The sequence below is a fragment of the Acinetobacter pragensis genome (genome assembly GCF_001605895.1).
Classification (GTDB): Bacteria; Pseudomonadota; Gammaproteobacteria; order Pseudomonadales; family Moraxellaceae; genus Acinetobacter; species Acinetobacter pragensis.
Window position 1 is genome coordinate 1 of record NZ_LUAW01000004.1, and the last position, 14188, is coordinate 14188.

General features: G+C 38.4%; 10 protein-coding genes and 3 pseudogenes. 10 read left to right on the forward strand and 3 right to left on the reverse strand.

The window, feature by feature from the left end; all coding sequences use genetic code 11:
- The 10 genes and pseudogenes from AZH43_RS01490 to AZH43_RS18000 form a co-directional block, all read left to right on the forward strand.
- Window positions 1-264: pseudogene (locus AZH43_RS01490) on the forward strand (zinc piracy TonB-dependent receptor ZnuD); the annotation flags it as partial.
- A 43-nt stretch (window positions 265-307) separates the two neighbouring features.
- Entirely contained in the window at window positions 308-2050 is a 1743-nt protein-coding gene (gene asnB, locus AZH43_RS01495) for an asparagine synthase (glutamine-hydrolyzing) (RefSeq protein ID WP_406564599.1), read from the forward strand.
- Window positions 2051-2063: 13 nt separating this feature from the next.
- Window positions 2064-3191, forward strand: a complete 1128-nt coding sequence (locus tag AZH43_RS01500; protein WP_227509764.1) for a glycosyltransferase — start codon at window positions 2064-2066, stop codon at window positions 3189-3191.
- Between the two features lie 4 nt (window positions 3192-3195).
- Window positions 3196-4305 carry a glycosyltransferase family 4 protein gene (locus AZH43_RS01505; protein ID WP_067665788.1) on the forward strand — a complete coding sequence of 370 codons (1110 nt, stop codon included), beginning with the start codon at window positions 3196-3198 and terminating at the stop codon, window positions 4303-4305.
- A gap of 4 nt (window positions 4306-4309) precedes the next feature.
- A complete protein-coding gene (locus AZH43_RS01510) occupies window positions 4310-5542 on the forward strand; it encodes a glycosyltransferase family 4 protein (RefSeq protein WP_067665791.1) in 1233 nt (410 codons plus the stop codon).
- A gap of 7 nt (window positions 5543-5549) precedes the next feature.
- Window positions 5550-6158 carry a sugar transferase gene (locus AZH43_RS01515; protein WP_067665864.1) on the forward strand — a complete coding sequence of 203 codons (609 nt, stop codon included), beginning with the start codon at window positions 5550-5552 and terminating at the stop codon, window positions 6156-6158.
- Complete coding sequence (locus tag AZH43_RS01520; protein WP_067665794.1) at window positions 6158-6811, forward strand: acetyltransferase; 654 nt, start codon at window positions 6158-6160, stop codon at window positions 6809-6811. The genes AZH43_RS01515 and AZH43_RS01520 overlap by 1 nt, the downstream gene beginning before the upstream one ends.
- 31 nt (window positions 6812-6842) lie before the next feature.
- Window positions 6843-8012: a DegT/DnrJ/EryC1/StrS family aminotransferase gene (locus tag AZH43_RS01525; protein WP_067665797.1), complete on the forward strand. Its 1170-nt coding sequence runs from the start codon at window positions 6843-6845 to the stop codon at window positions 8010-8012.
- Between the two features lie 127 nt (window positions 8013-8139).
- Window positions 8140-10014, forward strand: a complete 1875-nt coding sequence (locus tag AZH43_RS01530; protein WP_067665800.1) for a polysaccharide biosynthesis protein — start codon at window positions 8140-8142, stop codon at window positions 10012-10014.
- 213 nt (window positions 10015-10227) lie between these two features.
- Window positions 10228-10468: pseudogene (locus tag AZH43_RS18000) on the forward strand (transposase); the annotation flags it as partial.
- Between the two features lie 49 nt (window positions 10469-10517).
- Here AZH43_RS18000 and AZH43_RS01535 read toward each other — a convergent pair.
- From AZH43_RS01535 to glmU, 3 genes and pseudogenes are all read right to left on the reverse strand, one after another.
- A pseudogene (locus tag AZH43_RS01535) lies at window positions 10518-10805 on the reverse strand (heteromeric transposase endonuclease subunit TnsA); the annotation flags it as partial.
- A gap of 152 nt (window positions 10806-10957) precedes the next feature.
- Complete coding sequence (gene glmS, locus AZH43_RS01540; RefSeq protein WP_067665803.1) at window positions 10958-12796, reverse strand: glutamine--fructose-6-phosphate transaminase (isomerizing); 1839 nt, start codon at window positions 12794-12796, stop codon at window positions 10958-10960.
- Window positions 12797-12808: 12 nt separating this feature from the next.
- A complete protein-coding gene (glmU, locus tag AZH43_RS01545; protein ID WP_067665806.1) occupies window positions 12809-14173 on the reverse strand; it encodes a bifunctional UDP-N-acetylglucosamine diphosphorylase/glucosamine-1-phosphate N-acetyltransferase GlmU in 1365 nt (454 codons plus the stop codon).
- Window positions 14174-14188: the final 15 nt, after the last annotated feature.

Sequence of the window (14188 nt, forward strand, 5' to 3'; positions counted from 1 at the left end):
TTAATCACTGTCTCATTTTTTGCCACAGTCTCGCCGTTTGCATTTGCAGATGGCCCGGCTATTCAAAAAACCTCTGCTGTGCCGCAGCCCAAGGCGCAGCAGCTGGAAACCATTCATGTGCAAGCGCATCCATTAGAGCAGACCGCAGCGGATTTTGCAGTTGCAGACAGTATTGTCAGTCAAAAAAAACTGGCTGAACGGCCGGCAACCATTGGCTATGCCTTGGCGGATGAGCTGGGCGTCTATTCCAACCAATACGGTTCAGGMTMAGCAGAAGAGTAAGTATGTAGCTTTTGCACATGCTCGTTTGTCTATTATCGATCTAAGTAATGCTGCAATTCAACCATTTGAATCACAATGTAATCAATATAGTATTATTTTTAATGGTGAAATATATAATTATCAGGAAATCCGTGACGAGTTAAAATGCTTAGGTTTTACCTTTTATACAGATTCGGATACTGAAGTATTATTGGCTGCTTGGCAACAGTGGGGGCTTGAAGTCTTAAGAAGACTAATTGGTATGTTTGCTTTTGCTGTATTAGATAAAGTAACAAATAAAGTTACTTTAGTCCGTGATGCTTTTGGAATAAAACCTTTTTTTTATAATTTTGATAATGATGATTTATTTTTTGGTTCAGATATTCGTGCGGTAACTGCACTTATTGGTAAAAAATCCCAACCAAATTTACAAAAAGCTTATGATTATCTTGTTCATGGGGATTATGACTCATCTGAACAGTCATTTATTGAGGGCATTAAGCATTTACCTCCAGGACATTGGTTTGAATATGATTTAATTACAGGTACAATTACACAACCAATTGTCTGGTGGAAACCAGACTTGTCAAAGACTTCTAATTTATCTTTTCAAGATGCTGCGCAAAGAACACGTGAATTATTTTTAGATAGTATTAAGTACCATTTGCGTAGTGATGTTCCTTTAGGTGCGGCCCTTTCAGGGGGGGTAGACTCATCAGCTGTTGTTTGTGCTATGCGAACTTTAGATTCTACTGCTGAAATTCATACATTCAGTTATATTGCTGATGATGAAAAACTAACTGAAGAAAAATGGGTGGATGGCGTTACGAAATATACTAATGCTACTGCACATAAGGTTTATTCATCTAGTAAAGATATGCAAACTAATTTAGATCATATGCTTTTAATGCAAGGAGAGCCTTTTGGTGGGACCAGTATTTATGCTCAATATCGCGTTTTTAAGCTTGCAAAAGAAAAAGGGATCACTGTCACTCTAGATGGTCAAGGTGCAGATGAATTATTAGCGGGATATTCTGGTTATCCTGGCTATCGTTTACTTAGTTTAATTGAAAAAGGTGATTTTTTAGAAGCACATCAATTTGCTAAAAAATGGGCAAAATGGCCAGGAAGAAGTTATGGTTTAGCATGGAAATATTTAGCTAGAATTGTTTTACCAGATGCTTGGTATGCTTCTGTTCGAAAAAATATGGGACGAGATTTTTATCCAAAATGGTTAAATATAGACTTCCTTAAACAACGAGATATTTATTTTTCAGAAAATCGACCAATTCAGGAAAAAGTTAATAAAGGTAAACGTGTAAGAGAAGCTTTATCACATGCGCTACAAGGCCGAGGTCTTCCAAGTCTTTTAAGACATGGTGATAGAAACTCAATGGCATTCTCTATTGAGAGTCGTGTACCATTTTTAAGTTTACCTTTAGTTGAGTTCTTATTAAGTTTACCTGAGCATTATCTAATTTCGAATGAAGGTGAAACGAAACATGTATTCCGTGAAGCAATGCGAGGAATTGTACCTGATAGCCATTTAGATCGGAAAGACAAAATTGGGTTTGCAACACCTGAGTCTGAATGGTTATTAGGTATGGCTACAGAAATACGTAGATGGATTGAAGAAACACCAGAAATTGATTTTATTGATAAAACTGAAATTATTAAAGAGTTTAATGAAGTCGTAGATGGTAAGCGTAAATTTGATTTGAAAGTATGGCGTTGGGTAAATTATTTACGTTGGTATACTTTGGTTATTTGTGAGAAAGATAATGAATAACGTGCATATTAATATGAATGAATTTACGAATGCAAGTCGTGTGTTAAAGCAAGTAAATTCGCTATCACAAAATAAAGTATTTGAAAATATAACTATTATTGCTTTAGGTTCTGAAAAATTAAAAGAATATGAACAGCTTTCAAAGAATGTAGAATTATATCGAATTCGTTTAGCTACTCGAAAATTACCTAAAGGTTTGTTTTTTCAACTTATTAAATATGTAGAGTTTTTTATTAGAACATTTTTTATTTTATTAAAAGTAAAGCCAAAGGTTGTAAATGCACATGCTCTTGGTGTTTTACCCTTTGCTGTATTTGCAAAATATGTATTAAATGCACTAGTTGTTTATGATGCACATGAGTTAGAAACAGAGCAATCTGCGGGTTTAGATTTACGAAAAAAATTATCAAAATTTTTAGAACGAAAACTAATCCATAAAGTAGATATGATGTTGGTTGTGAGTGAAAGTATTGCTGATTGGTATGTTAATGAATATAGTATTTGCCGTCCCTCAGTTGTATTAAATGCACCTAAACAAAGAGCATTAAAAGAAAATAATCATTTTCGTGAAAAATTAGGTATTCGTAATGAGCAAATTATTTTGCTTTATCAAGGTGGTTTGTTTAATGGCCGTGGTATCCATTTAATATTAGATGCTTTTAAATCTCGTAATGATAATAAAATTGTTATTGTTTTTATGGGATATGGTGAATTGGAGCAAGCTATTAAAGCTGTTATGCTTGAATATAATAACATTTTCTTTTATCCAGCTGTACCTCCACAAATTGTACTAGAATATACTGCTTCAGCAGATTTAGGAATTTCCCTAATCGAAAATACATGTTTATCTTATTATTATTGTATGCCAAATAAATTATTTGAATATGCTATGGCGGGTTTACCTATTTTAGTTTCAAATATGAAAGATATGTCTGAATTAGTTATTAAAAATAATATAGGAACTGCAATCAGTAATTTTTCTTCAGATGGAATTAATCAGGCAATAGATGAATTTTTAAATCAGGATTTAACCGTTATGAAAAAAAATGCATATAGTGTAGCCTGCGATAATTCATGGGAAATACAAGAAAAAAAGATGTTAAAAGCATATAATAATATGCTTAGTTGTAAGGGAATATAATTAAATGTCTAAGAAAAAAATTGCTCACTTAACTTCAGCCCATCCTCGCTTCGATACACGTATTTTTGTAAAACAATGTAGTTCTTTGGTTGATATTTATAGTACGTATTTAGTTGTAGCTGATGGCAAGGGAGATGAGGCTAAAAATAATGTTAATATTATTGATGTTGGTGTTTATTTAGGGCGTAAAAATAGAATTTTAAATGCAACCAAAGCTGTATATAAAAAAGCTATTGAATTAAATGCAGATTTATATCATCTTCATGATCCAGAGCTTATTCCTGTTGGTTTAAAACTTAAGAAATTAGGGAAAAAAGTCATATTTGATGCACATGAGGATTTGCCTAACCAAATTCAATCCAAACATTACTTAAAACCTATTACAAAAAAAGTTTTATCTTTTTTAGTAAAAAAATATGAGCAATGCGCTTGTTCAAAACTAGATGGTATTGTTGCTGCTACACCATTTATTCGTGATAAGTTTTTAAATATTAATGCTAATACAATTGATATTAATAACTTTCCTAAGACTGAAGAATTCATAAAAATTAAGCATTCAAATGTAACAGACAATAATCATGTTTGTTACATTGGCGGTTTAGCGGAAGTGCGTGGAATTACTCAAATGGTAGAAGCTATTGATTTTTCGGATGATACGCGATTACTTATTGCTGGTAATTTTGCTGATGCTAATTTGGAAAATAAAGTAAAGCAAATGCAAGGTTGGAAGAATGTCGACTTTCTTGGCTATGTAGATAGAGAAGGTATTCAAAATACATTGTCTAAATCATTTGCTGGGCTTGTGGTACTACACCCGACACAAAGCTATCTCGATTCTTTGCCAGTTAAAATGTTTGAATATATGTGTGCGGGTATTCCAGTAATTGCATCGGATTTTCCATTATGGCGTAGCATTGTAGATGAAGCACAGTGTGGGCTTTGTGTTGATCCATTGAATCCATCTGCAATTGCTAGCGCGATTAAAACTTTAAATACAAACCGTATTGATGCTCAAAGAATGGGTGAAAATGGTCGAGTTGCTGTGCTTGAAAAATATAATTGGAATATTGAAGAGCAAAAGTTGTTTCAATTTTATTCTAAAATTTTAGGTTAATGATATGTCCTCAGTACAAACCATTTGGCTCATCAACCAATATAGCTCAACACCTGAAACAGCAATGGGCGGAAGACATTATTATCTTGCGCAGGAATTAGCAAAAAAAGGATATAGAGTCTATTTAATTGCTGGTCGATACAGTCATTTACTGCGTCAACCGAAACAATTTTCAGAACCTTATCTGTTAGAAAAAATTGATAAAAATTTTACCTTCGTCTGGGTGAATTTACCAGAATACCAAGAAGCTCACAGCAAACAACGTGTGCTGAATTGGTTCAAATTTTCTTGGGCACTCACAAAATTACCATCCGTTATTACGGACCGACCTGATGCAATTTTGTATTCATCTCCTTCGCCTATAGGTTACTTAGGGGCAAAGCATCTTGCGAATAAATATAAGGCAAAATTTATTTTTGAAGTCCGTGATATTTGGCCTTTGACATTAATTGAGCTTGGTGGTCATTCTCCTAAGCATCCATTCGTTCGATTCATGCAATGGATTGAAGATCGAGCATACAAAAAGTCAGGCTATGTATTCTCAAATCTTTTCAATGCTGTAGAACACATGATGAGTAGGGGGTTAAACCCCAAAAAATTTAATTGGATTCCAAATGGAATTTCAATAGATGAGGTCATTCATAAAGAAGATTTGTCTTTAGATGTTTTATCTCAGTTACCAAAGAATAAATTTATTGTTGGCTACACAGGTACAATAGGTGTAGCAAATGCGATAGATGATTTAATTGATGCTGCTAAATTATTGTCAGCTTATAAAGATATTCATTTTGTACTTGTAGGTTCAGGTAAGGAAAAACAGCATTTGGTTCAAAAATCATTGGATTTAGGATTGGATAATATTACGTATATTGATGCAATTCCCAAGAAGCAAATTCAGTCTATGTTACGTACATTTGATATCTGTTATATAGGCTGGCAAAAAAATTCACTTTATCGATTTGGGATAGCACCGAATAAGCTGCCTGAATATCTTTTTTCAGCTAAGCCTGTGATTCATGCTTTTTCTGGAAAAGGTGACATTGTTGAACTGGCCGATGCAGGATTAACCATTGATGCTGAAAATCCAGCATTGATTGCGGAATCAATCTTGCAGTTATACGATTTACCTGAACATGAGCGCCAAGCAATGGGGCAACGTGGGAAGGAATACGTCTTACAGCATTTAGACTATTCTAAAATTGCAACAAAACTTGAAAGTATTGTTTTGCCGAAGTGAATTAAAACTGATGAAAAGACTGTTAGATATTATTCTTGCCTCTATTGCGCTTATGCTCCTTTCCCCCTTATATGTATTCGTTGCTTATAAAGTGAAAAAAAATCTAGGTTCGCCAGTGTTATTCCGTCAAGTGCGTCCGGGTCTAAATGGCAAGCCATTTGAAATGATTAAATTCCGTACCATGAAAGATGCTGTGGATGCACAAGGTAATCCATTGCCAGATAGCGAGCGCTTGACAACATTTGGTAAAATGCTGCGTTCAACCAGTCTAGATGAAATGCCTGAACTGTGGAATGTAATCAAAGGCGATATGAGTGTGGTTGGCCCTCGTCCATTACTTATGGAATATTTGCCTCTTTATAATAAAGAACAAGCAAAGCGTCATAATGTACGGCCCGGTATGACTGGTCATGCACAAGTGAATGGTCGTAATGCGATTAGTTGGGAAGAAAAATTCAAATTAGACACATGGTATGTCGAAAACCAGTCAACCGTATTGGACTTTAAAATCATGTTGAAGACAGTTCAGAAAGTGATTGCGAAGGATGACATTAGTGCAGAAGGTGAAGCAACGATGACTCGCTTTACAGGATCAAACCATAAGGATGAAGAATAATGTCGGATAAATTGATTGGTGTTTATGGTGCAAGTGGATTTGGCAAAGAGGTCATGCCGCTAGTACGTGCGCAATTTACTGAATTAAATAAAGAACATTTTGTATTTATTGATGACGGTCAGGCAAATACAGATTTAAACGGATTTCAAGTACTAAGCTACACTGATTTTATTAATGATTCTAAAACCGATAAACGCGTGACAATTGCAATCGCAAATAGCCAAGTACGTGAAAAATTGGTGGCTCGTTTAAACCAGGACAGTGTTCAACATTTAGAAATTCAAGCAGCGAATACAGTTATTTTAGATGAAGTAGAAATGGGTGAAGGCAGTCTACTGTGTCCTTTTACATGCATTACTTCAAATATTAAAATTGGTAAGTTTTTCCATGCAAACATTTATAGCTATGTTGCGCATGACTGTATCATTGGTGACTACGTCACATTTGCGCCAGGTGTAAAATGCAATGGCAATATTCACATTGAAGATCATGCCTATATTGGTACTGGCGCTGTGATCAAACAAGGCGCACCAGACAAACCATTGGTTATTGGCAAAGGCGCTGTGGTTGGTATGGGTGCAGTCGTGACCAAAAGTGTTCCCGCAGGTGTTACTGTTGTAGGTAATCCAGCCCGAATTTTAGAGAAGAAATAAAGATTTTTAAAAATCAATTTAGGAATAAAATATGTTAAACACTGCATTTGAACCATGGCCAAGCTTTACGCAAGAAGAGGCGGATGCTGTATCTAAAGTACTGCTATCAAATAAAGTAAACTATTGGACGGGTCAGGAATGCCGTGAGTTTGAAAAAGAATTTGCAACCTTTGCAGAAACAAAACATGCCGTTGCATTAGCAAACGGGACAGTCGCGCTAGACGTTGCATTAAAAGCTTTAGGCATTGGTGCAGGTGATGATGTAATCGTTACATCGCGCACATTTTTAGCCTCTGCCAGTTCAATTGTGACGGCCGGTGCTAATCCCATTTTTGCAGATGTGGAATTGGATTCACAAAATATTTCCGCCCGAACCATTGAAGCTGTCTTAACGCCAAATACCAAAGCAATTATCTGTGTGCATTTGGCTGGCTGGATGTGTGATATGGATCCAATTATGCAGCTGGCGCAAGATAAAGGCATTTATGTTATTGAAGACTGCGCGCAGGCACACGGCGCAAAATACAAAGGTAAATCTGTCGGTTCTATCGGACACATTAGTGCATGGTCTTTCTGTCAGGATAAAATCATGACCACTGGCGGTGAAGGCGGTATGGTCACCACCAATGACGAAAGTCTATGGAATAAAATGTGGTCTTATAAAGATCATGGTAAGAATTTTGATAGTATTTATAATAAGCAGCACCCACCAGGATTTCGCTGGCTGCATGACTCATTCGGTACCAACTGGCGCATGATGGAAATGCAAGCAGTCATTGGCCGTATTCAGTTAAAAAAAATGGCGGAATGGACAAAAGTGCGTAACGAAAATATGCAGAAAATTTATGCTGCTTTTGAAAATACTCCTTATGTAACGGTTCATCAGCCTTCTCAAGATTATATCCATGCAGCTTATAAATGTTATGTACAAGTAAATACTGATCAATTGCCTGCAGATTGGTCTCGCGACCGTATTATGAATGAAATTTCAGCAATGGATGTTCCATGTTTTAGTGGTTCATGCTCTGAAGTTTATTTGGAACACGCGTTTGATGGAACGCCTTGGCGTCCTGAAAAGCGTTTACCAAATGCACAAAAACTTGGAGAAACGAGTCTGATGTTCATTGTGCATCCAACGTTAAGTGAAAGTAGTTTAAGTACGACAATTATTGCCATTAAAAGTGTACTTTCAAAAATTTAATTCACTTTCTGTGTAGCGAGTCTCAGTAATTGAACTCGCTTACGTTTTTACATTTGTTTAATAATGCTATATCGACTAAAACCATTTTTAGTTCAATTATATAAATAGCATAGAGAAGACTAGTCCTGTGAAATCAGTCATTATGCCCTTGGTGAATTCCCCTCGGTACGCCAAACAATTATTTTTAGTAATTTTAGATTTTTTAGCGTTTCCAGTTTTAATTTGGTTTTGTTATGCATTACGTGAGTTCAATTTAGGTGCGGAAGTTGTTCCTAATATCGCCTTTGGTTCATTTTGGATAAGTGCTCTAGCTGTGGTCATTTCATTGATTTGCGGGCTTTACCATTTTATTGTTCGTACATTTAACGAAGTTTTTTTTACTCGTTTAGCAATTACTACAGGATTAACAATCTTAGGTTTATATGCTTTAGCGTATTGTAGTCATGCATTTATACCAACTTCAATTCCATTGATGTTTGGATTTTTAATGTTTGCTTGGGTCTGGTTTAGTCGTAGCGCAATTCGTTTTATTGTGAGAGCAAGTTTACAGACGAATATGCCGAAAAGAAAAATTGTGATTTATGGTGCAGGTTACGCAGGTCAACAAATTGCGGCTATGTTAAATCGTTCTGATGAGCATTTCCCATTATTTTTTATTGATGATAATGAATCATTATTTGGACAAATTATTGGGGGATTAAAAGTATATAGTGCAGAGCAAGGACTTAAGCATTTAAATGGTGAGAAGATTGATGAAATTTTAATTGCACTTCCTTCCGTAGGGCGTACTCGTAAAAGTGAAATTGTTCAATTTTTAGAATCAGCACATATTAAGATTACTGAAATTCCAGGGCTAACTAAATTAGTAGATGGTGATATTCAAATCTCAGATATTCGTGAGGTAGATATTATTGATTTATTAGGCCGGGATCCTGTTCCACCTATTTCTGAATTACTTGCTAAAAATATTCATCAAAAAGTTGTTATGGTTACTGGTGCCGGTGGCTCAATTGGGTCAGAGCTATGCCGCCAAATTATAAAAAATAAACCACAAAAATTGGTGATTTATGAGTTAACTGAGTTTGCTTTATATAGCATTGATAAAGAACTGCGTTTAAATTCTAGTATTGAAGTTATCCCAATTTTAGGTACAGTGTTAGATGAATTAAAGCTTGAACGTGTGATTGAACAATACCATGTCCAAACGGTTTATCATGCCGCTGCTTATAAGCATGTTCCTTTGGTGGAATGTAATCCTTTAGCAGGCCTGAAAAACAACTCTGTAGGCACTGCATTTAGCGTAAATGCTGCAGTCAAAAAAGGTGTAGAAACATTTGTATTAATCTCAACTGATAAGGCTGTTCGACCAACCAATGTTATGGGTGCTTCGAAGCGAATGGCGGAATTATATTGTCAAGCTATGGCTGAGGCCCAAAACCAAACGCAAATTAGTATTGTGCGTTTTGGTAATGTTTTAGGTTCATCCGGCTCAGTTGTTCCTTTGTTTAAGCAACAAATTGCCAAGGGTGGTCCAATTACAGTAACTCATCCTGATGTAACACGTTATTTTATGACAATTCCAGAAGCATCCCAGCTCGTTATTCAGGCTGGTGCTTTAGGTACTGGCGGTGATGTTTTTCTATTGGATATGGGTGAACCTGTTCGTATTCAAGACTTAGCTCGTCAAATGATCGCTTTAAGTGGTTTAAAAGTTCGTGAAGATGGTTCTGATATTGGTGATATTGAAATTCAGTATTCTGGCTTACGCCCAGGGGAGAAATTATATGAGGAATTACTGATTGATCAGGAAGATACACAAATCACCGAACATAGCCGTATTCTTCGGTCTCTTGAAAAACATTATACATTAGAACAATTGCTGCCAATTTTCGAGCGTATTGTTGGGCTGGCAGCAACTGAAGATGATGTCGAGTGGGCTATAGAGCAGCTTGAAATACATGTAGATGGCTACAAACGTAGTTTGGAAATCAAAGTAAATTAATTGAAATGAATGTTTATTATTAGATCGAACTAAAATAAAATGGCGCTTTAAGCCGTATGAGAGTAATAAAGAAGTACTTAGTGAATATATAATCAAAATTAGCAATATTATGAATTTAATAAACTATTTTTTGATTATATATCATCATACATTCAGCATGGCTTTGTTGCACAAACCTATTCTTAATAGCTTCTTCAGCAATATAATTTCAAAATGAAGAAGCCTGCCCCAAAAAATCTATTGTACAACCAGTTGGCCCTCGTATAACGAAGCTTTAATTAAGCGAGGTAATATTTCAGTTTGGTTTGATCCAACGACTTAATGGTATGCTCAGCCACAAGCTAAGCATGGCCGGAATCAAACCTATTCTGACACTGCAATTCAATGCTGTCTGATGATCAAATCTCTATTTCGACTTGCTTTACGAATGGTCACAGGCTTTGTTCAAAGCCTTTGAGGCAGTTTCAAAATGAGGCTGTCTAGGGTACAGGGAGCAGTCCAATCTCCGCAATTTCTAGAGTTTGTTCGAGGTCTAATGGATATTGTTCTCGAATATCGATAGTAGTGGAATGCCATTCCAGTAATAAAAAAGCAGAAAGTTCTAGATCAGACAGAAGATGATGGGTTCTTTGGCTTTTATGACCAAAAACTCGGTGAGATCGACCTTCTGAACTCACATCTCGAATTGTAATCCAAGGCTTATAGTTACTTCCAAAACCCTGTCCTCGTCCTTCTTTAATCCATTTTTGAATTTTGAGTTCATGATTTTGTGTGTTCTTAAAATTAGCCATAAAAAAATCCACACAACATGCTTTTTAGAGCATAGCCTGTGTGGATTTTTTGAGCAATCTAGTATTACACTTTATTACTCAGTATGAGGTTTTATTACTCAGTATGAAACTTTATTACTCTCATACAAAAGCGCCATTTTTAATAGCAACTATTATTCTACAGTCACAGATTTTGCTAAGTTTCGAGGCTGATCCACGTCAGTACCGCGCAGGACTGCCACATGATACGACAGCAATTGCACAGGGATACTGTATACAATTGGAGCTAAAACTGCACTGATGCTAGGAACTTTCACCACATGCTGGCGGTCTTTTTCGTTGACACCGCTGTTGATGTCAGCAAAAACAAACAACTCACCGCCGCGCGCTTGAACTTCTTCCATATTGGATTTCAGTTTGTCCAGCATGTCATCCTGCGGCGCAAGAATCACCACAGGCATGTCATTATCCACCAAGGCCAATGGCCCGTGTTTCAGTTCACCGGCGGCATAGCCTTCTGCGTGAATATAGGAAATTTCTTTCAGCTTCAGCGCGCCTTCCAAAGCAATTGGGAATTGCGTGCCGCGGCCTAAGAATAGGCAGTGCTGTTTTTCTTTAAACAATTCAGACAGACGCAAAATTGCTTCATTATTCTGCAGTGTATCCAAAATTACTTTTGGCGTGTGCCATAATTCGGCTGTAATGGTTTCAATGTTTTCAGCTGCGATGGTATTTTTGACTTGGCCGATCTTCAAGATTAACAGCATCAATGCAGCCAGCTGCGTAGTGAAAGCTTTGGTTGACGCTACCCCAATTTCAGGACCAGCTAAAGTCAGCAGGCTGTGGTCGGTTTCACGCACCATCGAGGAGGTTGCTACATTGCAAATCGTCAATGTGGCAATGTCTAAATTCTTGGCTGCAGCGCGTTTTTGTGTATCGCGAAGCGCAGCTAAAGTGTCTGCTGTTTCACCCGATTGAGAAATACAGACATACAGCGTGTTATTCACAATCACTGGAGAGCGGTAACGGAACTCACTGGCAATTTCAACTTGTGCAGATACATTAATTAACTGCTCAAACCAATATTTTGCAATCATTCCGGCATGGTAGCTGGTACCGCAGGCAATAATCTGTACTTGCTGGATTTTGCTGAAGTCCGCTTCTGCATTTTTCAGAAAGTCATCGCGCAGCGCATTGCCGTTCAGCGCTTGAGAAATTGTTTGCTGAATCGCCTCAGGCTGTTCGTAAATTTCTTTCAGCATGTAATGCTTGTATTCGCCTTTCGATGCATTGCTCACCGCAGCATCCAATTCTTTGACTGGACGTTCAACCCGGTTGCCGTCGACAAAGACTTCGATGCTGGTACGGGTCAGGCGCGCAATATCGCCTTCTTCAAGGTAAATGAAGCGGTTAGTAATCGGCAGCAGCGCCAGCTGGTCAGAGCTGATAAAGTTTTCGCCGATCCCGACGCCAATGACCAGCGGAGAACCTTCACGTACGGTAATCAGCTCATTAGGGTGGTCTGTATGCACAATGCCCAGCGCGTATGCGCCTTTTAGCTGAGGTACGACTTGGCGAACTGCTTCCAGCAGGCTAGGCGTGTTTTTCAGCGCATCATTGACTAAATGCGCAACGACTTCTGTATCCGTTTGAGAAGTGAAAACATAGCCCAGCGCTTCAAGATCATCTTTCAGTTCTTGATAGTTTTCGATAATGCCGTTATGCACCACCGCAACATCGCCTGAAATATGCGGATGCGCATTGTTTTCAGTCGGCTTGCCATGTGTCGCCCAGCGGGTATGCGCAATGCCTAGAGAGCCGGCGATATGGGACTCATTGACGGCTTCTTCTAAATTAGCCACCTTGCCGACACGGCGCTCACGAAGCACCTGCCCGCCATTGATTAATGCGAGGCCAGCAGAGTCATAGCCACGGTATTCGAGGCGCTTTAAGCCTTCAATTAAAATATTTGTAATGCTGCGTTCAGCAATGCCGCCGACAATACCACACATAGTAAAACCCTCTTATTTCTTGATCTTTTGCGGACGCTGATAGTTTTCTTTCACGAATTGTTTTGAACGTTCAACGGCTAGGCAATGGTCAGCAACATCACTGGTAATAGTTGAGCCTGCACCGACAGTTGCGCCATTGCCAATGGTGACAGGAGCAACCAATGAACTGTTCGAGCCAATAAAAGCGGCATTGCCAATAACTGTTTTGAATTTGTTTGCGCCATCATAGTTGCAGGTAATGGTACCAGCACCAATGTTTGAGCCTGCGCCAATTTCGGCATCGCCTAAATAGGTAAAATGGTTGGCTTTTGAGCCTAGGCCAATCGATGAGTTTTTAACTTCAACAAAGTTGCCGATATGTACGTCATTGGCCAGTTTTGCACCTGGGCGCAAACGCGAGAATGGACCGATTTGGGTGTTTTCACCGACAATAGCATTATCAAAGATGCTGTACGGCTGAACTTTTGTGCCTGATGCAATTTGCGTGTTTTTGATGACGCAGCCGGCGCCAATTTCAACGTTATCGCCAAATTCACAGCGGCCTTCAATAATGACATTGATGTCAATTCGCACATCTGTGCCGGCAACCAGCGTTCCGCGCAAATCAAAACGGCTTGGATCAATTAAATGTACGCCGTGCTGCATCAGCAGTTTTGCTTGATCGGCTTGGAATTCACGTTCTAAAGCCGCCAATTGCACGCGGTCATTGACGCCTTCAACTTCAAATGCGCGTTCAGGTTCGACAGACTCGACTTCTAAGCCGTCTGCAATTGCCATTGCGACAATATCCGTCAGATAGTATTCGCCTTGCGCATTGTTATTGGATAGTTTTGGCAGCCACTCATGCAATTTGGCATTGCTGACACAGTAAATGCCAGTGTTGATTTCTTTAATTTGACGCTGAGCATCGTTGGCGTCTTTATGCTCCACAATGGCTTGAATTTTGCCATTTTCACGCACAATACGGCCATAGCCGGAAGCATTCGGCAGGGTAAGCGTCACAAGGCCGATGCCAGTATTTTGAGCGGCATTCAGCAGTTTTTGCAGTGTTGCCTGACTGATGCATGGCACATCGCCGGATAAAATCAGCGATTGGCCTGATTTTGGCAGTACAGGCAGCGTTACTTTTACCGCATGGCCTGTACCGAGCTGTTCAGCCTGTTCAACCCACTGTACTTGTTCTTGCGCAAATTCTTTTTGAACCAGATCGCCGCCGTGTCCGTAAATTGTAATAATATTATCGGCGTGGAGTTTTTTTGCTGTCTCGATTACATGTCCAAGCAAAGGGCGGCCAGCCAATGGCTGTAGGACTTTTGGCAAGCTGGAACGCATGCGTGTTCCTTTACCTGCAGCGAGAATGATAACGCTAGTAGACATGTCAGATCCTAGGGG